Source organism: Paraburkholderia sp., from assembly GCF_036488505.1.
GTDB lineage: Bacteria > Pseudomonadota > Gammaproteobacteria > Burkholderiales > Burkholderiaceae > Paraburkholderia.
In genome coordinates this window covers 1-19,708 of record NZ_DASXHN010000236.1, presented here as the reverse complement: position 1 = coordinate 19,708, position 19,708 = coordinate 1, and the positions used below count along the sequence as shown (strand labels likewise).

Genomic DNA, 19,708 nt, shown 5'->3' with positions numbered 1-19,708 from the left:
GACCGGCACGAACGCGACGAATAACCAGCAGGAAGCTTGCAACGGATCGCGGCGGCACACGCCGCGATCCCGGCGCGCAGCGCAGCGCTACTCGACCGCTTTGACCATATCCTCGATCACCTTCTTCGCATCGCCGAACACCATCATCGTCTTGTCCATGTAGAACAGGTCGTTGTCGAGCCCCGCGTAACCGGCCGCCATCGATCGCTTGTTGACGATCACCGTGCGCGCCTTGTACGCCTCGATAATCGGCATCCCCGCGATCGGCGACATCGGATCGGTCTTCGCGGCCGGATTGACGACGTCGTTCGCGCCGAGCACCAGCACGACGTCGACCTGGCCGAATTCGCCGTTGATGTCCTCCATCTCGTAGACCATGTCGTACGGTACTTCGGCCTCGGCGAGCAGCACGTTCATATGACCCGGCATCCGTCCGGCCACCGGGTGAATCGCGTATTTCACCTCGATGCCCTTCTCGACCAGTTTGTCGGTCAACTCCTTCAGCGCATGCTGCGCGCGCGCAACGGCGAGACCGTAGCCGGGCACGATCACGACGGTTTCGGCGTTGCCGAGCATGAACGACGCATCGTCGGCCGAACCGGATTTCACCGGCCGCTGCTCCGCCGCGCCGGCCGCCGCGGCGCCCGGTTCATTCCCAAAGCCGCCGAGAATCACGTTGAAGAACGAGCGGTTCATCGCGCGGCACATGATGTACGACAGGATCGCACCCGACGAACCCACCAGCGAGCCCGCGATGATCAGCATCGGATTGTTGAGCGAGAAGCCGATGCCCGCGGCCGCCCAGCCCGAGTATGAGTTCAGCATCGATACGACGACCGGCATATCCGCGCCGCCGATCGGAATGATGATCAGCACGCCGAGCACGAACGCAATGATCGTCATGATGATGAACGGCAGCCACGACTGCGTGATAAAGAACAGGATGCCGAAGCCGATCATCGCGAGCGCGAGCATCAGGTTGATCAGATGCTGGCCGCCGTAGACGACCGGCGCGCCCTGAAACAACCGGAACTTGTACTTGCCGGACAGCTTGCCGAACGCGATCACCGAACCGGAGAATGTGATCGCGCCGACGAACGTGCCGATGAACAGTTCGATGCGATTGCCATACGGCAGGAAGCCGGCAATCGGCACATCGGGATCGACGAGGCCGAATGCGGCCGGCTCCGACACCACCGCATACGCGATGCACACCGCGGCGAGACCGATCAGCGAGTGCATCGCCGCGACGAGCTCGGGCATCTTGGTCATCTCGACGCGCGCGGCGACGAACGCGCCGATCGCGCCGCCGACCACCAGCCCGAACAGCAGCAAGCCGAGCCCGAGGCCGAGGTTGGAGCCGAGCACGGCGGCCTGCCTGGAGATCAGCGCGAGCGTCGTGACGATCGCGATCGCCATCCCGACCATGCCGAAGGTATTGCCGACCCGCGCGGTCTTCGGATTGGACAGCCCCTTGAGCGCCTGGATGAAGCAGACCGACGCGAGCAGATAAAGCAGCGTGACGACGTTCAGGCTCATTGCGCGCTCTCCTTACCGGCTGCCGGAAGCTTCTTCGGCTCTTTCTTTCTGAACATCTCGAGCATTCGCCGCGTGACGAGGAATCCGCCGAACACGTTGACGGCCGCGAGCGCGACCGCGATCGTGCCGAAGAACTTGCCCGTGCCGCCGACGGTGAGCCCCGCCGCGAGCATCGCGCCGACGATCACGATCGCCGAAATCGCATTGGTCACGGCCATCAGCGGCGTATGCAGCGCGGGCGTAACGTTCCAGACCACGTGATAGCCGACGTAGATCGCCAGCACGAAGATGATCAGATTGATCACGGTGTGATTGATGACTTCCATCGCCGCTCCCCCTATTCCGTTACTTGCGCGTGAGCTGACCGTCGCGAGCCAGCAGCGTGGCCGCGACGATGTCGTCCGCGAGATCGATGTCGAGCTGGCCTTCCTTGGTGACGATCAGCTTCAGGAAGTCGAGCACGTTGCGCGCGTACAGCGATGACGCGTCGGCGGGCACCATCGCGGCCAGATTCGTATAACCGACGATCTGCACGCCGTAGCGCACCACCACCTGATCCGTCTCGGTCAGCGGACAATTGCCGCCTCGGCGGCCTTCACTGCCATCCACACCCGCGCCGCGTCCGGCCGCGAGGTCGACCAGCACCGAGCCGGGCTTCATCGCCTGCACCGTTTCCACCGAGATCAGCGTCGGCGCGGGACGGCCCGGAATCAGCGCGGTCGAGATCACGATGTCGGCCTGCTTCGCCCGTTCGTGCACGAGCGCCGCCTGGCGCGCGAGCCACGACGGCGGCACCGGCCGCGCATAGCCGCCGACGCCCTGTGCGGCCTCGCGTTCCTCGTCGGTTTCGTAAGGCACGTCGAGAAATTTGGCGCCGAGCGATTCGATCTGCTCTTTCACCGCCGGACGCACGTCGGACGCTTCCAGCACCGCCCCTAGGCGCTTCGCGGTCGCGATCGCCTGCAGGCCGGCGACCCCCGCGCCGAGAATCAGCACGCGTGCCGCTTTGACGGTGCCGGCCGCGGTCATCAGCATCGGCATGAAACGGGGGTAGAGCGTCGCCGCGAGCAGCACCGCCTTGTAGCCGGCGATGTTGGCCTGCGAGCTCAGCACGTCGAGCGTCTGCGCGCGCGTGGTGCGCGGCGCGGCTTCGAGCGCGAACGCGGTGATGCCGGCCGCGGCGAGCTTTTGCGCATTTTCGACGTTGAACGGGTCGACCATGCCGACGAGCGTCGCGCCGCGCTTGAGCAGCGGCAGTTCGGAATCGGTGGGGGACTGGACTTTGAGGACGAGGTCGGCGCCGAATGCGGTTGCGGCATCGACGATTTCCGCGCCGACGGCCGTATAGGCGTCATCGGGAAAACTCGCGCTGGCGCCGGCGCCGCTCTGAAGCGTGACCCGATGCCCCTGGGCGACGTACTTTTTGACCGTTTCGGGCGTCGCGGCAACGCGGGTTTCATGCGCGCGCGTCTCGGCTGGCACTCCGATGTGCATCGTTGTTCCTCCTCGACTTCTTTTCGACTTCTGTTTGACGACAGATCGGCCGACGAGGCACGCCGGCTTGCAAATGCAACGGCTAACGAACGCCTCACTTTAACCGAAACCGCCGCCGCGTCGAAATTGGGGGCGATGCGGGGGCGCGAAAGCGCCGCTGGCCCGGTCCGCCGCCCGGCAGCGCGCACCCAGAACCGGTAAAATGCGCAGCCATGAAACCGGAAACCAGGCTGCCGCACGTGACCGTCGCGGCGATCATCGAGCGTGACGGGCGCTTCCTGCTGGTCGAGGAACAAACCGCCGCCGGCTTGCGGCTGAATCAGCCCGCCGGCCATCTGGAGGCGGGCGAAACGCTGCTGGAGGCGGTGATCCGCGAAACGCTCGAGGAAACCGCCCACCCGTTCGTGCCCGACGCACTCGTCGGCATGTACATGACGCATTTCGAGCGGCCGGGGAGCGACGGCGTCACGTATCTACGCTTCACCTATTGCGGCGCGGGCGGCCAGCCGGATCCGGCCCGGGCGCTCGACCCCGATATCGTCCGCACGCTGTGGATGAGCGCCGACGAACTGCGCGCGTGCCCGGAGCGGCATCGCACGCCGCTCGTCATGCAGTGCGTCGACGATTACCTGGCCGGCCGGCGTTTCCCGCTCGACTTCGTGCACACGCACTCGGTCGCGCCCAAACGATAGCTTCGCGACCGAACCGCGCGAGAACCATCACGGTCTGGCCGTCACGAGCGGCCATCGCCACGATCCATGCAGTGATGCAGCACCCCAGTGAGTACCTTATGAGCAAGCGCAAAGTCGTAGTAGGCATGTCGGGCGGCGTCGATTCGTCGGTCACCGCGTGGCTGCTGAAGGAACAGGGCTACGACGTGGTCGGGCTGTTCATGAAGAACTGGGAAGACGACGACGACAGCGAATACTGCTCGACGCGGCAGGACTGGATCGACGTGGTGTCGGTGGCGGACCTGATCGGCATAGACGTCGAGGCGGTCAACTTCGCGGCCGAATACAAGGACCGGGTGTTCGCCGAATTCCTGCGCGAATACTCGGCCGGCCGCACGCCGAATCCCGACGTGCTGTGCAACGCCGAAATCAAGTTCAAGGCGTTCCTCGATCACGCGATGTCGCTGGGTGCGCAAACCATCGCGACCGGCCACTATGCGCGCGTGCGCGAGAACGACGGCCGCTTCGAACTGCTGAAAGCGCTCGACCACACGAAGGATCAGTCGTACTTCCTGCACCGGTTGAACCAGGCGCAACTGTCTAAGACGCTGTTTCCGCTCGGCGAGATCCCGAAGACGAAAGTACGCGAGATCGCCGCACAGATCGGCTTGCCGAACGCGAAGAAGAAGGACTCGACCGGCATCTGCTTCATCGGCGAGCGGCCGTTTCGCGACTTCCTGAACCGCTATCTACCGACCCAACCCGGCCCGATGAAGACCACCGACGGCAAGACGGTCGGCGAGCACATCGGCCTCGCGTTCTACACGTTCGGCCAGCGCAAAGGCATCGGCCTCGGCGGCAGCAAGGACGGCAGCGGCGACCCGTGGTTCGTGGCCGGCAAGGACATCCCGTCGAATACGCTATACGTCGCGCAGGGGCACGACCATCCGTGGCTGCTGAGCCATACGCTGTCGGCGGGCAACACGAGCTGGGTCGCGGGCGAGCCGCCCGCCGATGGTTTCGCGTGCGGTGCGAAGACGCGCTACCGGCAGGCGGATGCGAACTGCACGTTCAGTGCGGCAGCGGCCGGCGACGGTCTGTTCCAGCTGACCTTCGACGCCGCGCAGTGGGCCGTCACGCCGGGCCAGTCGGCGGTGTTGTACGACGGCGACGTGTGCCTGGGCGGCGGCATCATCGAGCATGCGATGACGGGGCAGCCCGCGGAGCTGCCGGAGGATCAACCGCAAAAGCAGTCGCGGAGCCAGCGGCGCAAACAGGCGCAGAAGCACACGCACGATCAAACGCACAAGCAAACGCAAAACCAGTCGCAAGATCAATCGCACGATGAGCCGCAGACCAGGCGGCAGAAAGCAGCGTTGCTCGGCGCTCGCTGAGCGATGCACTAAGGCAAGCACGACGCGTCGTGCGGTTGCGGCACGCCCGTCACGCTCGCACCGGCCGCTCTGTTCACACCGGCGTATTCGCCGGCCTCACTCGTTCCGGCAGTTCATTTGCTTTGTCCGCATTGCCGGCACCGGTCACCGCGTTGCTTTGCGGTTCGCTGCCGGTGCCGTTCACACTCGCTTCACTTTCGCGTGCCAACCTCGCCTCGCGTTCGCACCACTCATCGTCGGGTTTCCGAAGCACGCACGCGGTGCGCACGCGCCGGCGCGTGCGACCGGCCCCGGCTGACATGCAGGCTGACCCCGGCGCCCCCGCTGACCGGCAGCCGCCAGTTTCCCTTCGCGACGGATACCGCCCGCGCCACCCGCGCGGACGATCCCGCCGCAAAGATCCACACCGCACTGGAGTCAGTACTGGCCCATTGCGCAATGCGATTCGTTTTCGGCTAAGGCGGAGCTGGCGGCGAGCTGACGCGGCAGCGGCCGCGCTTTTGCTACCACCGCGAGACTTTTCCGGTAACTTCGGGGCTGCAAGTCAATGTATCAAGCCGCATCGAGTAGGGCCTTGCTTTTGTTTGACGGGTTGCGGATCGGAACAAGGTCGGCAGCCAGTGACGGACGCATGCTCTCACTGCGTCAGCCTCAGCACCCCGAGATTTCCCGCGATCTGCTGGAAGATTGCATCGAGCGTCGCATTGGTCGGCGCGTGATAGTAGTTTCCGGGTGACGCACAGCTCTCCATCGTCTGCTGTGCGACCGAACTCGATGCATCGCTGCCGAACGTGATCGCATAGATCGTGATGCCGTCGTTCTTCATCGCGGTACACACCGCAAGCTGGAATGCATTGATGTCCGCGACCGAGCTCGCTGAGCCGTTCACGAGCGACGTGCCGTCACTGCGCGCGACCGTCGGCGCCTGCAGCGCGCTGCTGCCCACTCCGGTCAAACCGTTGAACGACGGCATGGGCATGATGCCGGCCGTGCTGCCGGGATCGTTCTCGCCGTCGGTCAGCACGATCGCGACGCGCTGCAGCCCCTGGGTCGTCTCGGGCCGCGGCAGCGTGCTGTCCGAGGAGACCCAGCCGTTCCCTTTTGACACGCTGTTCGACCAGTCCGACGACAACATCCGCCAGCCCCACAGCAGACCGGTTGGGATGATCGTCGAGCCGGCCGCCTGCATGTTGCCGATTGCGCTTGTGAGTGTGGCCGCCTTCTGCGTAAGGAACTTGACAGGCGCAATCGAACACGGACTGCCGGAGCCGTTGACGTTGCCGTTCTGATCGTAGACATACGTGCTTTGCCTCGTCGACGCCGCTGGCCCTTGGCCCCAGGCTGACGCGATGCCGATGCCGGTGCCTATCTTGCAGGCCGTCGTCGAACCGTTGGTCTGCAGTGTGAGCGGAACGCCCGAAACGGTTGTGCTGCTCTGCGCGACGCAACTGCTGCCACTGCTGCGACTGCTGCTCGTGCTGTTATAAGTCGTGACCTTGAAGCCCGCCTTCGGTACGTTGTAGTAGAACGGCGTGAAGCCGGGCACGTCCAGCGGCGCGTACGCTTTCGGATACAGATTTCCGCTGACGCGCGGCTCCACTGCGCAGCCGCCCCACCCCGAACCGGTGACACCTGATTTGGCCGTCATGTACACATTGGTCGGGTTGTACGTGAAGTCGGGCGTCATCCAGCTGCCGCTCGAAAGCAGCGCTCCGCTCAGGTTCACCATCGTCGTGAAAGGCACCAGCCCGACATAGGAGTTGTTGTTCTGCACACCGAGGATGTCGGTCACCAGATCGGTCGCCGCGGTGCGCAGCCCCTGGATCTTCGTGCCCTGCGTTTTGTCGGTGCTCGCGTAATCTGCCATTGAGCCGGTGTTGTCCAACACCAGTACCAGTTCGAGCTGGCTTTCCGGCAAGCGCTGCGCAGTGTTCGACGCGGCGATCGTCACCGTATCGGGCGATGAGCCGCTCGATCCGGAGCCCGAACTGGAATTGCTCCCCGACGCGCCCGTGTTAAAGATCAGCGGCGCGATCAGTGGCGCGGAGCCGGTCGCCGACAGTTTGATCGTCTGACCAGTGGACGCAGTGCCGCTGACAGCCGCCGAAAACTGCGCGTCCGGCATCGAGAACTCCATGTAGCCCGACGGCATGTTCGCGTCGTAGTATGCGCGCGCGTCGGCCTGCCATTGCGTGAGGTTGGCACCGGACGTCGTGTTGTAGTGCATCAGATCGACGCCCGACGACAGCGTCGCGACGTCGAGCGCCATCTGCACGCGCGTCTGCGTCATCTCGTAGTGGATCGTATCGATCGCAGTGCACATTGCGCCGATCATCAAGGTCGCGCATAGCGCGAAGACGATGCCGATCGCCCCCTCGTCACCCTTCAGCAGATTCGACACGGTGCGCGGCTCACCCAACACCGCCCCACGCCTCGCGATGGCCAACCTCATGACGCCGCCACCAGTCTGAGCGCGCTGCCCGAGCGCGGCCGCACGTAGACGCGCTCATAGATGGTCTGCTTGCCGGGCGCGTTCGTCCAGAAAGGCATAGTCATCGAAAAAGGCGTGTACGTGTAGAACACCTCGATCACGAGTGCCGAATCCCCGTTGCGAAACGGCCAGGTGGTCGGCAACAGATTGCCGGTGGCTTCCTTTGACGCCATGCCGGACGCGGTCCAGGGCGCGCTGCGCTGCCAGTACAGCAGGGGGGTCCCCGCCGCCATCGTCGGGGAGGCTGCATAGACGGGCTGGCTTGGATCGCTCGCGCTGCAATTGGTGATGTTCTTATCGCAGATCGACGACACGTACACGCCACCGTTCGCGCTCAGGCTGTTGGGCGCGGCGATCATCGCGGCGGCGTTCCAGATCGACCCGAGCGTATTCGACGAACTCGTACCGCTATCGTTGACGACCGACGTCATCTGTCCGAGCGAATCGGCAAGCGTAAAAGCTGTGTGTTCAACCAGACTCACGGCGCGCATGTACAGGTACACCTCGCTGAAGCCGAGCATCGTCAGCAGCATCAGCGGCACGATGACGACGAACTCGATCGAGACGCTGCCGCGATCAGAGCGCAGCAGTGGCGACATCTGCAACACTTCAAACAATTGCGAAAATCGCGGCGAACGCATCCGCGATCGATTGCGCGGGCTGCGCGGCGCCGGCGGAGGCAAGCGGTCGGGATCACGGGTCATTTTTCGTTCTGCACGAGGTAATTGCGTTGAAACGTCAACGGCATCGGCACGCCGAAGTATGCGGGCAGACCCGTGAAGCCTTTGGGCAATGTGACGGTGATCTGATAGGAGACCACATCGCCGTAATCGCCCATGCCACTCGAATAGTTGGGCGTACCAATGTTGTTGTAAGTGGTGCCGTAGTCAACCGCATTGATTGTGACCGTGCCGCCGATGTTCTGCCAGCCGCCGAGTATGTTCAAGACGATCGCCTTCGCCTCGTCCGCGCGCGTGCCGGACGTCGGGACCGTCGTGGTCAGCCCCATGCGCGAAGCGGACTGGGCAGCGATCTGCACCGAGGCGTCGACAATCATGTCGAGCGCCAGTTCGACGGTGCCCAACACGAGAAAGAAGACCACCGGCGAGAGCAGTGCGAACTCGATCGCCGACACGCCGCGCTCGTCGCTCAGCGCGAGCCTCGCGAGACGCCGGATCGACGAGCCCCCGGTGCTCATCGCAGGCTCACCGCCTGCACCGGCGCGCCTGGCGCGGCGGCTTTCGGGGCAGGCGTTTGCGCACCTGCTTGCGCGCCACTCTTCGACCCGGCCGCCAGGCCGAGCCGCTGGCGCTGCAGCGAATAGAAAAGCAGGTTGTCCTGCACCGACGCCTTCGGCAGATCCTGGCCGAGAATTTCCGCGGCCGCGTCGGTGTTGCCGAGCAGACCGTAAGCGAGCGCCAGGTCCTGGCGCGCCTGCGCCGGCGCGGCCGGGTAACGCGTGACGTCGAGCAATACGTTCGCGCCTTCGCGCGGATTGCCGCCAAGGATCAGCGATAACCCGAGGTTCACGCTCAGCATCGGATCGCCGGGATTTTTCGCGAGGCCGTCGCGCAGCACGGCTTGCGCGCCGGCGTGGTCGCCGGTCAGGTCAATCGCCGCGCCGAGTCCCGCAATCGCCAACGGGTTATTCGGCGTAAGCACGAGTACGTGCCGATAGGTGGCGATTGCATCGTCGAAGCGGCGCTGATGAATCGCCACGCGTGCGTGGCCGATCAGCGGCGCGGGCGCGGCCGCGTCCACCTGGCTCGCGCGGTCGTAGTAGACGCCAGCGCGCGTGTCGTCGCCAAGCGCGTATAGCGTGTCGCCGAGCCCAGTCAGACCTTCGACTGAGCGCGGATTGGCCTTGATGATCCGCTCGTACAGCGAATTCGCCATCTGGAGGTTGTCCGACTCGAGCGCGGTTTGCGCAATGCGCATCTCACTCATCTCGCTCGGCGTCGTGTTTCGCAGCACCGGCCGCGCGTCAGTGACATGCTGGGTGGTCGTGCAGGCGGCAAGCACGAGCAGCGAGACCCCGCACGCGAGCAGTCCGGCGCGCCGGGTCGAGCCCACCAGCGCGGCGCCGCGAGTTTGGGATGTGCGTCGAGCGACGCGAAAGTGAACAGTTTTCATTGCTTGGCAAGAGCGTCGATTAGTTGAATGACGGCCGGCCCCGCCGCGATCGCGACCACTGAGGGCAAGATGAACAGCATCATCGGCACAACCATTTTCGGAGCGAGTTTGGCGGCCTTTTCTTCGAGCGACACGATGTGCGCCAGACGTTCGGTGCGCGACAGCGTGCGCAGTGCCTGGGTGATCGGTGTGCCGTATCGCATTGACTGGATTAGCGTGGAGATCAGCGCGCGGATCGAAGGCAGATTGATGCGCTCAGCCAGTTCGTGGAGCGCGCGCGTGCTGTCCCCGGACAGATTCAACTGGTCGGCGGCCAGCGCGAATTCGCCGGCGAGTGGCGGACAGACGCTCGCGAGCTCGTCGGCCACGCGGCGGATGCTCACGCTCAGGCTATTGCCAGCGTTGGTGCAGATGACCAGCAGGTCGAGCGCGTCGGGCAGACATGCTGCCATCTCGCGGCGACGCCGGGATGCGCGGAACGCGACCACGTACTCTGGAATGATCATCCCGACGACAAATACGAACAGCATCATCAAACCGCGCACGGCCGGAAATCCGCCGACCACCGGCACGTGCGAACCGAGCATCACCGTCAGTGCCGCACAGACGAGGCCGGTCGCGAACTTGAGCGCGAGCAGGATCGACACGGCCGCGCGGCTGCGGTAGCCGCTTCGCAGCATTTCCTTTTGCAGCTTCTGACGGTACTTCGCGTCGAACAGCGGCAGGCGGTCGCCGATGACCGCCAAACGGCGGATCGTGCGCTGGCGCCAGCCGTCATCGTCGTTGGGTTCGTCCTCGTCGAAACCGTCCGTGCGCGAGAGCTGCCCGGCCTGCCTGACGCGCTCGGCGATCTTGCCGCGCCGGCCGCCGTGCTTGGTCATCCACCAAACCGCGAGCGCCGCGAACAGCGCGAACAGCATCAGCAGATTGATCAGCGTCTGAACGTTGTCCTGAGTCATCGCGAAGTATCCATTCGAGACATCTTGCCGATCACGAGCAGGCCGAACACGAGCGTGATCGCGGCGAACGTCAACAGCTTATGGCCTGGTTGCGTGTCGAACAGGACATACAGATAGCTGCGGTTGAGCGCGTACATCGCCAGCATGATTACCGCAGGAATCGCCGCCATGATCTTGGTCGTGATGCGCGCTTCACTGGTCAGCGCCTTGGTTTTCTGGCGGATCTCGCGGCGCGTGCGCACAATCCCGGCAAGCCCTTCGAGCGTTTCGCCCAACTGCCCGCCAGTTTCGCGCTGCAGCAGCAGACAGACGCAAAAGAACGAGAAGTCGGCGATCTCGATACGCTTGACGGCAACGTTCAGCACTTCTTCGAGTCCGAGTCCGACCTGCAGCGAATCGCTCATCAGCTTGAACTCGGCGCGAATCGGTTCCGCGCATTCGTCTGAGACCGTCGTGATCACCTGGGTCACCGGTACGCCCGCGCGCACCGCGCGCACGATCAGGTCGATGACATCTGGAAAACCATCGAGAAATCGGCGCCGGAAACGCTGTACCAGAAAGCCGTATGCGCGGATCACCGCGAATACTGGCAGGCCGAACACGAGCAGCGGCTTCGCGAAGCCGGGCAACGGCATGAAGCGAACCATCAGCAGCGCGAGCAGCGCGCCGGCCGCGCCCGCCGCGAAAACAATGCGAATGCCGCTCGCGCCAGCCACAGTGCGAAGCCGCGCCGCTTTCGGATCGAACCAGCGGCTGAATACGCTGTCGCGGCGGCCCGCGGTGAAGAGGTCGCTGCTCTGCGCGCGGCTCGCCTTCGCGCGTCGTCCGGCGCTCGGGAAGGTCTCTTCCATCCGCACCTTGATGCGCGCATGCGGCCGCTTCTTGCGGATGTCCTGCAAGGTCAGCCACATCACGCCAAGCACCAGCGCGATGATGAACGCACAGCCGGTGACCAGGTCGACCAGGTTCATATCCTCATCGCCTCCAGCAGCGCTTCTTCGAGTCCGAAGTACGCCGCGCGTGCCGCGAACGCCGGGCGCAGCTGCGCGGACTCGTAGACACCCTTGACCTCCTCGCTGTATGCGCTGGCGTCGTAGCGAAACGTGAACAGGTCCTGCGTGATGATGACGTCGCCTTCCATGCCGACCAGTTCGGTGATCCGGGTCACGCGCCGCATGCCGTCGCGCATGCGCTCGACCTGCACGATGAGATGCACCGCGCTCGCGATTTGCCGGCGTATCGACATCAACGGCAAATTGCCGTTGGCCATCATCACCATGCTTTCGAGCCGCGTGATGCCGTCGCGCGGCGTGTTCGCGTGGATCGTCGTCATCGAGCCGTCGTGCCCGGTGTTTATCGCCTGCAGCACGTCGAACGCCTCGGGGCCGCGCGTTTCGCCGAGGATGATGCGATCGGGACGCATCCGCAGCGCGTTACGCACCAGATCGCGCTGCGCAACGCCGCCGAGTCCTTCGGCGTTTTCAGGCCGCGTTTCGAGGCTCACCACGTGCGGCTGCACCAGTTGCAGTTCCGCGGCGTCCTCGATCGTGATGGTGCGCTCGCCGAGCCCGATGAAATGCGACAGTGCGTTGAGCAGCGTGGTCTTGCCCGAGCCCGTACCGCCCGACACGATGATGTTCAGGCGGCACGTGCTGGCGAGCTTCAGCACGTTCGCCATTTGCAGCGACATGTTGCCCTGCTGCGCCATTCTGTGAAGCGTGATATTGCGCTTCGAGAACTTACGGATCGAGATCGTCGCGCCGTGAATCGCGAGGGGCGGCAGCACGACGTTGACCCGGCTGCCGTCGGCGAGCCGCGCATCGACCATCGGGCTGCTTTCGTCGACGCGCCGGCCCACGCCCGCCGCGATGCGCTGCGCGACGCTGACCACATGCGCGTTGTCGCGAAATTTGCAGGCCGTGAGTTCTAGCCGGCCGTGCCGTTCGACATAGACCTGGTCGGGGCCGTTGACCAACACGTCGGTGATCGATTCGTCGGCAAGCAGCGGCTCGATCGGTCCGAGCCCGAACATGTCGTTCAGCAATTCGCCGACGATCTGCACCTGCTCGGCCAGCGTGATATTGAGTTTCTCGCGTTCGGCGATTTCCATCACGAGCTGCTCGACGCCGTCCCTCATCTGCTCGCGCGTGCGGCCCACCGCGGCGGATGCGTTCATCAGTCCGAACACGCCGTTGCGGATCGTCTTGAAGCGCTCCGAGCGCACCAGCGTCCCGCTGCCTTCCAGGTCGTGCACGTTTTGCGCCGCGTGCGCGAGATGTGGGTCGTACGCCTCCAGCGCTTCTGGCGGCGCAGCATCTTCCGCGACGGCGACCTCGTCCGTCGCCTCGATCGTGCGCACCTGCTTTTGCCCAAACATCAGCCTCTCCTGAACCTGAATTTTCGCAGGAAGCTGCGCTCCACGGCGGGGGGCTGCCCCGTCAGGTCGTGGCCGATGCGCATGATGCTTTGACTGAAGCCGTTCGACGACTTGTCGACCGGTGCTTCGCCGAGATTCTCGGCAATCGACAGCGCCTTCGCTTCGAACGCAATCTCGTACAGCGGCGGGCGCCCGACCGCCGAGGTGAAGTCCGCGATCTCAACCTTGCCCGCGCTCGCCGCGTTCGGATTGTTCAACAGCAGCGAGGTCGGCGGATTGTTGTCGCGGTCCTCGATGAAACGCAGACGGCGGATCGTCTCACGCGTCGCGTGCACCGAGCGGTCGGCGATCAGATAAACGCGCGACGCGAAATCCAACGCATCGACCGCAAGCGGGTCGCTGATGTTGCCGACGTCAAGAATTACGTAGTGGAAGCTGTCACACAGCAGCTCGAGCACGCGCCCGAGCGCGCCGTTCTTGAACGGCCGCGCGGCGCCGTAGTCGAGTTCGGCCGACAGCACAAAAAGCCGCGCGCCCTTGGCGACGAGCGTGCGCTCCACGTACTGCGGATCAAGCCGGTGCACGTTTTGCAGGACGTCGCTCAGGCCGTTGTTGCTTTTCAGCGCGAGCATGCTATTCGCCGCGCCGCCGTACAGATCAAGGTCGAGGTACACGACCCGGCGGTGTGTGTCTTCGGCGAGATGGCGCGCGACGTTCAGCGCGATGGTGGTGGTACCGACGCCGCCCCGGCTGCCGGCAAATGCGATCGTCTTGCCTGAGCGCGCGAGCATCACCGGGCTGACCTTGCCTTCGGCGACGTTCACGGTGCGCTTGAGCAACTCCACTGTGAGCGGCTTGACCAGGTAGTCGCGCACGCCGATCTTCAGCAGACTGCGGAACAGGCCGACGTCGTTGCGTTCGCCGAGCGCGATGACCTGCACCGACGGCTCGCACACTTCCGCGAGCCTGCCCAGGTCCGACAGCGGCATCACCGAGTCATGCAGGTCGATCAGCAGGAATTGCGGCGAGCGCTCGACCTTTGACAGATACGCGATCGCCTCGTTGACGCCGCCGATGGCGACGTGCGTATGCGGCATCGCCTGCTCGAGCACGAAGCTCTTCAGCACCTGCTCAGTCTTGCGGTCGCTGACAAACGCGATGAACTCGGCGATTCGCGGGCCGCTGTTGCTCTTCGTGAAGCTGAATTCAATCGTGGCCATGATGTTGTCCGGGGAATGAGGCGCGTGTCATGAGGTCATTTGGCGTCGCGCGACGTCCCCGTGTCCAGCGGGACCACGTGGCCGGTCTCATAGCGGTGTACCGCGCTCGCCGCGACCGGCGCGTCGGCGGCCCCCAGCGATTGCGGCTGCACCAGGTCTTGCGGATTGGCGACCTGGGCGGCGAGGTTCGTGTAGGTAGCGCAACCCCACTCCATGCTCGGCCGGCGCCGCCCCGCATCCGTCAGGAGCGACGGACGTTTGAGGCTCGCGCAATCGGGAGGCACCGCGGATTGGCCGTCAAAGCCGATCGTCGACGCGTCGGGCATTCCGCGCGGCGGCTGAAAGCAACCGCTGATACTCGCTGCGGCGGCGCAGGCAAGAAGCAGCGTGAATGGACGGAGCGTTTTCATGATGGCGGCTTCGGATGGGTGGCTCGATACACGGTTGGACAGGCGGCTCAATACACGTAGCCGGCCGCGCCGACCAGACGCGGTTGACCGGATACGCCGGCGTTGTCGCCGGACCGGCGCCCGAAGCTGTATTCCACGTCGCTGCTCGGCGACAGCAGCGAATCCAGCGGCGTGCGCAGTTTCGACGGATCGGTCGGCTCGACGAGATACGGCGTCACCATGATCACCAGCTCGGTCTTGTTGTTCTGATAGTTCGACGAAGAGAACAGCTTGCCGAGAACCGGAATTGAGCCCAGGCCCGGAATCTGCGAAACGAGGTCGGTGGTATTGCTCTGCAAAAGCCCGGCGATCGCGAAGGTCTGGCCGCTAGCGAGTTCGACGGTGGTGTCCGCGCGCCGCACGCTCAGGCCCGGCACCGTGACGCCGTTGGTGGTCACGCTCACCGTGGTGTCGATCTGGCTCACCTCCGGGCGCACCTTAAGACTGATGCGGCGGGAGTTCAGCACGGTCGGCGTGAAGTCGAGCTTCACGCCGAACTGTTTGAATTCAACCGAAATCGCGCCGTTGGTCTGCGAGACCGGAATCGGAAATTCGCCGCCTGCGAGAAAGCTCGCGGTCTGCCCGGATAGGGCCACGAGATTCGGCTCCGCGAGCACGGTGAGCAGGTTTTCCTGATTCAATGCATCGACCAGCGCCTGGATATCGACGTTGTTCGTCTTGAATGCGCCGAACAGCGAGAATGCATTGTTGGTCGCCAGATTGACCGGGTAACTCGTGCCGCTGGCGCTGGTGATCGGCTGCGACAGGTTGTAGATCGAGCGGCCGCTGAAAAGTCCGCCGTAGAAGTTGCCAGCCGCATTGCCCAACGACTGCCAGTTGATGCCCAGCTGCTGCGTGACGTTGCGGTCTACCTCAGTGATCCGCACGCGCAACTGAACCTGCAACGGCCGGTCGATCGTCATCCGGTTGATCAGCACCTCCTTCTCGGCCAGGTACGGCGTGAGGGCCTGGACCACCGCTTCGGCATCGGCCGGATTCGGCGCGTTGCCTGAAACCTGTAGCGAACCCTGGCTCGTGCTCACTTGCACGTTCATTCCCGGAAAACGCGCGGCGATCATCGCGCGCAGGCTGTCCATGTCGCGGCCAACCACAACGGTGCGCTGCACGAGCGTCTTATTGTTCACGCCCAGCACATACAGCGTGGTGGTGCCAGCCTTCTTGCCAAGCACGAATACCGCGTTCGGCGACGGCACGTGAACGTCGGCGACCGCCGGGTCGGCGACGAACACTGAAGTGGCGTTCTGATCGAGGCGCAGCAGGGTGCCTTTGCCTGCACTGATATTGAGCGGAGCCGAGCTCGAGTCACGCGCGGCGTCGATATCCGTCGCAGTGCCGCGCTGTGCGAGCAGGGGCGTCTGCGCGATTAGAGAAGCTGCGAGAACCGGGGTGACGCCGAGCATCGCCAGGGCCATCGTCAATGTGACTTTGTGAATCGAACCGAACTGCATGTGAGCTTCTCTGTGCTGGCGAATGGATCGGGCAAGCGTAAGGTGTACGTCTCGCACGTTAGCGTCCGGCGGGGAGCGTGGGCAGCGGCGGCGCGCCGTCGTTCGCGGCCGGAGCCGCTGACGTCTCCGATTTCTCTGACCCGCGATAGATCGTGACCGGACGCACGATCGCGGGCGCGGGCGTTGTGGCAGCGACCACCTGGCTCTGGCGCGAGCGCGGCAGCTCGCGCACCGCGCGCGAGATGTCGCCTGCCCAGACCGGCGCGGGTTGCGCGGCGGCGGTTGAGGCGGCCGCGAGCGGACCTCGCGAGTCGGTGGCGAAACTGCGCAGCGCGAGCGACAGGCTGCCCAGGCGCGCCGCGACCGATACGACTTCGCCCATGCGCGGCGTGACTTCGAGCGTCACGGTTCTGGCGCGGCGACCGAGCGCATCGGGGGTGTCGCCGTTCTTCGGCCGCTGGATCTCGGAGCCGACCGCGAGTACCCGCACGTGCTCGACCACGGTTTCGCTCGATACCGCGAGGTCCGGTGAATCGGTGCGGCGGTCCATCTGCTGAGTGAGCAGCAGATCGACATAGTCACCCGGTTGGATCAGGCCGGCGTTGCCGGACACGTCGTCGACCGCGACGGACACCGCCCGCATCTCGGGCTTTAGCGTGGCGGCGAGAAAGCCCGGCGCGTTCGGCAGGATCACGTCGTCCGCGCTCAGCACAGTGCCGGCTGCCGCCGCGTGACGCAGCAGCGCGCCCTTGAGTTCGAGCGCGTCGGACGCGCCGGCGACAATCGCGCCGGTCGGCACGCTCCCTGCGGGCACGGCTTTCCAGGCGAGGTCCTCGTCGCGCAGCAGCAGGCCTTGCGGCAAATCAGCGGCGCTGACGCGGACCTTTTGCGTTTTGACCACGGCTTTCGACGGATGCGAAACGCTCGCGACCACGACTCGCACGATCAGCGCGATAAGCAGCGCTCCAATAATCAGCACCGCGAGTTTGATGACGTTTGACATGAGGACGACTTTCTATCGCTTTAGGACGAGGGGCAGCAGAGCCGGGAGCACGATCGCGATACCGCCGCCGAACGCGAGCGCTACGCCGTACGGGACGCCGCGCGAGCCGGAAAACATCGCGAGCGCCCGCAACGGCCGCGAGCGCTGGTCGCAATTCATGTTGCGCGTGGCGAGACTGATCAGTGACACGACGGTCCCGATCAGCGAAATCAGGCTCAGGGCCGGCAGCGCGAGACTCAGGCCGACCCATAGAAAAATCACCGATGCGAGCTTGGCGTCACCGCCGCCCAGCATCCTTGCCGCGAACAGCGCGGCGCAAACCAGAAAGACAGCGAGTGCCAGCGCGAGATGGAGCAGCACTTGATGAGGGCTCAGGCGCAGCACCAACGCGTCGACGAAGAACAGCGCGCCGATTGACAGCACGACGCGCGTTGGTAAACGTCGCGAACGAACGTCAGTGGCCGCGAGCCAGAGCAGCGCGCCGAAAACGGCTAGACGGATGGCCAGAGACATGACGTGCACGGTGAGTCCGTAGCGGAAAGCGGGTTGGAGCTATGGGAGGCCCGGGTTTCGAGACCCGGGCCGGGGACTGACTGGTTAGGTGCCGGCTGCTTGGATCTTGGTGATCAGATTCGTGAAGATGCCTTGCAGGCTGGCGGAGAACGTGGTGCCAACCGCGGTCAACGCAACGACGATGATGCCCGCCAGAATTGCGTATTCCAGCGCGCTGACGCCGCGTTCGTCACGAACGAATGCCTTGAAAAACTTGGTCATTTTGATTCCCCGAAAAAACAGATGGACGGACTCGTCCGGGAGGGCTTGGTAGCCGATGTCGCCAGCCACATCCCTTGCCCCTTCCTCTGAAATGGAGCTTCCGAGCTACGAGTCGGGACGGCCGGTGAGTGAGCTAACGGCCAGAAAAAAACAAACTTTAGGGTTTGCGTGAACAATATTCGTGGCGAGCGGCAGGCGCGTCGGCGCGCGAATCACTTAGGCGCCTCTACGACACACGCGCAAACGTTTGCTAGTCGGCGGAGCGCTGAAGAATGGTCGTCGTGACGGACATGAACCGCCCCGGGGAATCGTGGACGCTGGTTGGTTCAAGTTGATGCCGGCACAGCGATGGTATTGCTGAATTGCCGGTAGTAGTGTGCTTCAGCTTCAGCGGGCGGGATATAGCCGAGAGGTTCCATCAGCCGATGATGGTTGAACCACGCCACCATTCCAGCATAGCCAGCTCGACAGATTCTCGAGTTTTCCACGGAGCGCGCCGATGGATCAGTTCGGCCTTGTACAGGCGATTGATCGTTTCAGCCAGCGCATTGTCGTAGCTGTCGCCGCGGCTGCCGACGGATGGTTCGACACCGGCTTCGGCCAGCCGCTCGCTCACCGCTATCGACTTCTTCTCGCTTGACCCATCCCAGCAGCGTCCGGCTCGTGCAGCCAATCTTGGGGGCGATGGATTCGATCGCTGCCCACTGCGAGGGATACTCGCCCCGATGCTCCTGCACCATGCGGACGGCATGCTCACGGACTTCGGCAGAAAATTTGTTCGACTTGTTCATAGCTCCATTTTTCTCAAGAATTGGAGCCTGCACCAAATCCGGGACGGTTCACGAACGATCTGCTCACCGGCAATTATCGCTATACGCTGTTCGAAAAGTACTGGCCCATTGCGCAATGCGATTCGTTTTCGGCGAAAGCGGAGCTGGCGGCGAGCTGACGCGGCAGCGGCCGCGCTTTTGCTACCACCGCGAGAGTTTTCCGGTGAAACTCATGAGCACCCGAGCGCGCTGCTCTCGTCGCACCGCAATTGCTTAAGCAGCGGTGACATGTTGTCAACGACTTGCGATTGGCATTTGATCTGCGCTTCGTCTCCGCCAAGCCGGGACACCGCTACGCCGTAGTCTGGAACCCGAGATGCCGTAGCGTCGTAGTTCCTGAAGACCGAATATTCGTATCCCGCCCTTACGAAAGCAATGCGCGTGTAGTCAACATCCGACCGGAAATAGTGGTTGTAAAAAAATCCATTTTTGTCAGCTTCGTTTGCGGAATAACGCATCTCTATCTTGCCGGGCCTCCCGAATCGATAGATTAAAGCTCGAGTGCGTTTATCCACGCACAAGGCAAGATTTTTCGAAGTCGTAGTGGAGCACGAAAAAACCACGGATTCCGGCGGCTTGCATAGTGAAGGTGCAGCTACAGCCATCTCATCGAGCGCTCCGCCGAAGAACGCCATGACAGGAATTGCGTAGTTGATGGGCTTCATTGCGTATTTAGCTCCTTATAATTTCTTGCGATCGTTGCATCGTAGCCTTGCTGAGCCGGCCCGTTGTATCGGATTGCAAAGACATGCCAGTCTTTGGCGTCGAACCCGCCACGCCCGCTTCGACGGTGCGGCGCTTGCGGCTGCCGTCTTTCCCGTGAATGCGCACCGGCATTGTTTGCCACCACGGCCTCGCCCGCCAACGCCGGTTCGCGGCACGGCACGCGACACCTCGTCGCCAGC

The 19,708-nt window shown here is 63.9% G+C and carries 20 protein-coding genes and 1 pseudogene; 2 read left to right on the top strand and 19 right to left on the bottom strand.

Going from position 1 to position 19,708, the window contains the following annotated elements; all coding sequences use genetic code 11:
- Positions 1 to 87: 87 nt before the first annotated feature.
- Genes VGH68_RS14545 through VGH68_RS14535 form a run of 3 tightly spaced genes read right to left on the bottom strand, consistent with a single transcriptional unit; the run spans position 88 to position 3,033 of the window.
- The gene (locus tag VGH68_RS14545) at positions 88 to 1,539 is read right to left on the bottom strand and encodes an NAD(P)(+) transhydrogenase (Re/Si-specific) subunit beta (RefSeq protein ID WP_331604341.1); all 1,452 of its coding nucleotides are present in this window, start codon (positions 1,537 to 1,539) and stop codon (positions 88 to 90) included.
- Positions 1,536 to 1,865 carry an NAD(P) transhydrogenase subunit alpha gene (locus VGH68_RS14540; RefSeq protein WP_331604340.1) on the bottom strand — a complete coding sequence of 110 codons (330 nt, stop codon included), beginning with the start codon at positions 1,863 to 1,865 and terminating at the stop codon, positions 1,536 to 1,538. The genes VGH68_RS14545 and VGH68_RS14540 overlap by 4 nt, the downstream gene beginning before the upstream one ends.
- Before the next feature lie 19 nt (positions 1,866 to 1,884).
- Positions 1,885 to 3,033 carry a Re/Si-specific NAD(P)(+) transhydrogenase subunit alpha gene (locus VGH68_RS14535; RefSeq protein WP_331604339.1) on the bottom strand — a complete coding sequence of 383 codons (1,149 nt, stop codon included), beginning with the start codon at positions 3,031 to 3,033 and terminating at the stop codon, positions 1,885 to 1,887.
- A gap of 212 nt (positions 3,034 to 3,245) precedes the next feature.
- Between VGH68_RS14535 and VGH68_RS14530 the strand changes: the two genes are divergently transcribed.
- Positions 3,246 to 3,725 (top strand): NUDIX hydrolase, encoded by a 480-nt coding sequence (locus tag VGH68_RS14530; RefSeq protein ID WP_331604338.1) that lies wholly within the window; start codon positions 3,246 to 3,248, stop codon positions 3,723 to 3,725.
- Positions 3,726 to 3,823: 98 nt separating this feature from the next.
- Positions 3,824 to 5,098 (top strand): tRNA 2-thiouridine(34) synthase MnmA, encoded by a 1,275-nt coding sequence (gene mnmA, locus VGH68_RS14525; protein ID WP_331604337.1) that lies wholly within the window; start codon positions 3,824 to 3,826, stop codon positions 5,096 to 5,098.
- 637 nt (positions 5,099 to 5,735) lie between these two features.
- On the opposite strand, the gene VGH68_RS14520 is transcribed toward mnmA, so the two are convergent.
- From VGH68_RS14520 to VGH68_RS14445, 16 genes and pseudogenes are all read right to left on the bottom strand, one after another.
- A complete protein-coding gene (locus VGH68_RS14520) occupies positions 5,736 to 7,550 on the bottom strand; it encodes a TadE/TadG family type IV pilus assembly protein (RefSeq protein WP_331604336.1) in 1,815 nt (604 codons plus the stop codon).
- Positions 7,547 to 8,188: a TadE/TadG family type IV pilus assembly protein gene (locus VGH68_RS14515; RefSeq protein ID WP_331604335.1), complete on the bottom strand. Its 642-nt coding sequence runs from the start codon at positions 8,186 to 8,188 to the stop codon at positions 7,547 to 7,549. The genes VGH68_RS14520 and VGH68_RS14515 overlap by 4 nt, the downstream gene beginning before the upstream one ends.
- 101 nt (positions 8,189 to 8,289) lie before the next feature.
- On the bottom strand, positions 8,290 to 8,787 hold the full coding sequence (locus tag VGH68_RS14510) for a TadE/TadG family type IV pilus assembly protein (RefSeq protein WP_331604334.1): 498 nt from the start codon (positions 8,785 to 8,787) through the stop codon (positions 8,290 to 8,292).
- A complete protein-coding gene (locus VGH68_RS14505; RefSeq protein ID WP_331604333.1) occupies positions 8,784 to 9,722 on the bottom strand; it encodes a tetratricopeptide repeat protein in 939 nt (312 codons plus the stop codon). The genes VGH68_RS14510 and VGH68_RS14505 overlap by 4 nt, the downstream gene beginning before the upstream one ends.
- Positions 9,719 to 10,681 carry a type II secretion system F family protein gene (locus VGH68_RS14500; RefSeq protein ID WP_331604332.1) on the bottom strand — a complete coding sequence of 321 codons (963 nt, stop codon included), beginning with the start codon at positions 10,679 to 10,681 and terminating at the stop codon, positions 9,719 to 9,721. Before VGH68_RS14500 ends, VGH68_RS14505 begins: the two co-directional genes overlap by 4 nt.
- On the bottom strand, positions 10,678 to 11,652 hold the full coding sequence (locus VGH68_RS14495; RefSeq protein ID WP_331604331.1) for a type II secretion system F family protein: 975 nt from the start codon (positions 11,650 to 11,652) through the stop codon (positions 10,678 to 10,680). Before VGH68_RS14495 ends, VGH68_RS14500 begins: the two co-directional genes overlap by 4 nt.
- Positions 11,649 to 13,058: a CpaF family protein gene (locus VGH68_RS14490; protein WP_331604330.1), complete on the bottom strand. Its 1,410-nt coding sequence runs from the start codon at positions 13,056 to 13,058 to the stop codon at positions 11,649 to 11,651. Before VGH68_RS14490 ends, VGH68_RS14495 begins: the two co-directional genes overlap by 4 nt.
- Positions 13,058 to 14,278 (bottom strand): AAA family ATPase, encoded by a 1,221-nt coding sequence (locus VGH68_RS14485; protein ID WP_331604329.1) that lies wholly within the window; start codon positions 14,276 to 14,278, stop codon positions 13,058 to 13,060. The genes VGH68_RS14490 and VGH68_RS14485 overlap by 1 nt, the downstream gene beginning before the upstream one ends.
- Positions 14,279 to 14,313: 35 nt before the next feature.
- On the bottom strand, positions 14,314 to 14,688 hold the full coding sequence (locus tag VGH68_RS14480) for a CpaD family pilus assembly lipoprotein (protein ID WP_331604328.1): 375 nt from the start codon (positions 14,686 to 14,688) through the stop codon (positions 14,314 to 14,316).
- Positions 14,689 to 14,735: 47 nt separating this feature from the next.
- The gene (locus VGH68_RS14475) at positions 14,736 to 16,148 is read right to left on the bottom strand and encodes a type II and III secretion system protein family protein (RefSeq protein ID WP_414696941.1); all 1,413 of its coding nucleotides are present in this window, start codon (positions 16,146 to 16,148) and stop codon (positions 14,736 to 14,738) included.
- A 106-nt stretch (positions 16,149 to 16,254) separates the two neighbouring features.
- On the bottom strand, positions 16,255 to 17,199 hold the full coding sequence (gene cpaB, locus VGH68_RS14470; RefSeq protein ID WP_331604326.1) for a Flp pilus assembly protein CpaB: 945 nt from the start codon (positions 17,197 to 17,199) through the stop codon (positions 16,255 to 16,257).
- Between the two features lie 12 nt (positions 17,200 to 17,211).
- Positions 17,212 to 17,712, bottom strand: a complete 501-nt coding sequence (locus tag VGH68_RS14465) for an A24 family peptidase (RefSeq protein ID WP_331604325.1) — start codon at positions 17,710 to 17,712, stop codon at positions 17,212 to 17,214.
- An 84-nt stretch (positions 17,713 to 17,796) separates the two neighbouring features.
- Positions 17,797 to 18,042 carry a Flp family type IVb pilin gene (locus VGH68_RS14460; RefSeq protein ID WP_331604324.1) on the bottom strand — a complete coding sequence of 82 codons (246 nt, stop codon included), beginning with the start codon at positions 18,040 to 18,042 and terminating at the stop codon, positions 17,797 to 17,799.
- A 257-nt stretch (positions 18,043 to 18,299) separates the two neighbouring features.
- A pseudogene (locus VGH68_RS14455) lies at positions 18,300 to 18,598 on the bottom strand (integrase core domain-containing protein); the annotation flags it as partial.
- Positions 18,599 to 18,973: 375 nt separating this feature from the next.
- Entirely contained in the window at positions 18,974 to 19,468 is a 495-nt protein-coding gene (locus tag VGH68_RS14450; RefSeq protein ID WP_331604323.1) for a hypothetical protein, read from the bottom strand.
- A partial coding sequence (locus tag VGH68_RS14445) for a hypothetical protein (protein WP_331604322.1) occupies positions 19,465 to 19,708 on the bottom strand: 244 nt, incomplete at its 5' end. The genes VGH68_RS14445 and VGH68_RS14450, both read right to left, overlap by 4 nt.

What these genes read in the sequence shown, in the direction of transcription:
- VGH68_RS14545 (WP_331604341.1), bottom strand. Translation starts at nt 1,539, where the DNA reads ATGAGCCTGAACGTCGTCACGCTGCTTTATCTGCTCGCGTCGGTCTGC.
- VGH68_RS14540 (WP_331604340.1), bottom strand. Translation starts at nt 1,865, where the DNA reads ATGGAAGTCATCAATCACACCGTGATCAATCTGATCATCTTCGTGCTG.
- VGH68_RS14535 (WP_331604339.1), bottom strand. Translation starts at nt 3,033, where the DNA reads ATGCACATCGGAGTGCCAGCCGAGACGCGCGCGCATGAAACCCGCGTT.
- VGH68_RS14530 (WP_331604338.1), top strand. Translation starts at nt 3,246, where the DNA reads ATGAAACCGGAAACCAGGCTGCCGCACGTGACCGTCGCGGCGATCATC.
- mnmA (WP_331604337.1), top strand. Translation starts at nt 3,824, where the DNA reads ATGAGCAAGCGCAAAGTCGTAGTAGGCATGTCGGGCGGCGTCGATTCG.
- VGH68_RS14520 (WP_331604336.1), bottom strand. Translation starts at nt 7,550, where the DNA reads ATGAGGTTGGCCATCGCGAGGCGTGGGGCGGTGTTGGGTGAGCCGCGC.
- VGH68_RS14515 (WP_331604335.1), bottom strand. Translation starts at nt 8,188, where the DNA reads ATGTCGCCACTGCTGCGCTCTGATCGCGGCAGCGTCTCGATCGAGTTC.
- VGH68_RS14510 (WP_331604334.1), bottom strand. Translation starts at nt 8,787, where the DNA reads ATGAGCACCGGGGGCTCGTCGATCCGGCGTCTCGCGAGGCTCGCGCTG.
- VGH68_RS14505 (WP_331604333.1), bottom strand. Translation starts at nt 9,722, where the DNA reads ATGAAAACTGTTCACTTTCGCGTCGCTCGACGCACATCCCAAACTCGC.
- VGH68_RS14500 (WP_331604332.1), bottom strand. Translation starts at nt 10,681, where the DNA reads ATGACTCAGGACAACGTTCAGACGCTGATCAATCTGCTGATGCTGTTC.
- VGH68_RS14495 (WP_331604331.1), bottom strand. Translation starts at nt 11,652, where the DNA reads ATGAACCTGGTCGACCTGGTCACCGGCTGTGCGTTCATCATCGCGCTG.
- VGH68_RS14490 (WP_331604330.1), bottom strand. Translation starts at nt 13,058, where the DNA reads ATGTTTGGGCAAAAGCAGGTGCGCACGATCGAGGCGACGGACGAGGTC.
- VGH68_RS14485 (WP_331604329.1), bottom strand. Translation starts at nt 14,278, where the DNA reads ATGGCCACGATTGAATTCAGCTTCACGAAGAGCAACAGCGGCCCGCGA.
- VGH68_RS14480 (WP_331604328.1), bottom strand. Translation starts at nt 14,688, where the DNA reads ATGAAAACGCTCCGTCCATTCACGCTGCTTCTTGCCTGCGCCGCCGCA.
- VGH68_RS14475 (WP_414696941.1), bottom strand. Translation starts at nt 16,148, where the DNA reads ATGCTCGGCGTCACCCCGGTTCTCGCAGCTTCTCTAATCGCGCAGACG.
- cpaB (WP_331604326.1), bottom strand. Translation starts at nt 17,199, where the DNA reads ATGTCAAACGTCATCAAACTCGCGGTGCTGATTATTGGAGCGCTGCTT.
- VGH68_RS14465 (WP_331604325.1), bottom strand. Translation starts at nt 17,712, where the DNA reads ATGTCTCTGGCCATCCGTCTAGCCGTTTTCGGCGCGCTGCTCTGGCTC.
- VGH68_RS14450 (WP_331604323.1), bottom strand. Translation starts at nt 19,468, where the DNA reads ATGAAGCCCATCAACTACGCAATTCCTGTCATGGCGTTCTTCGGCGGA.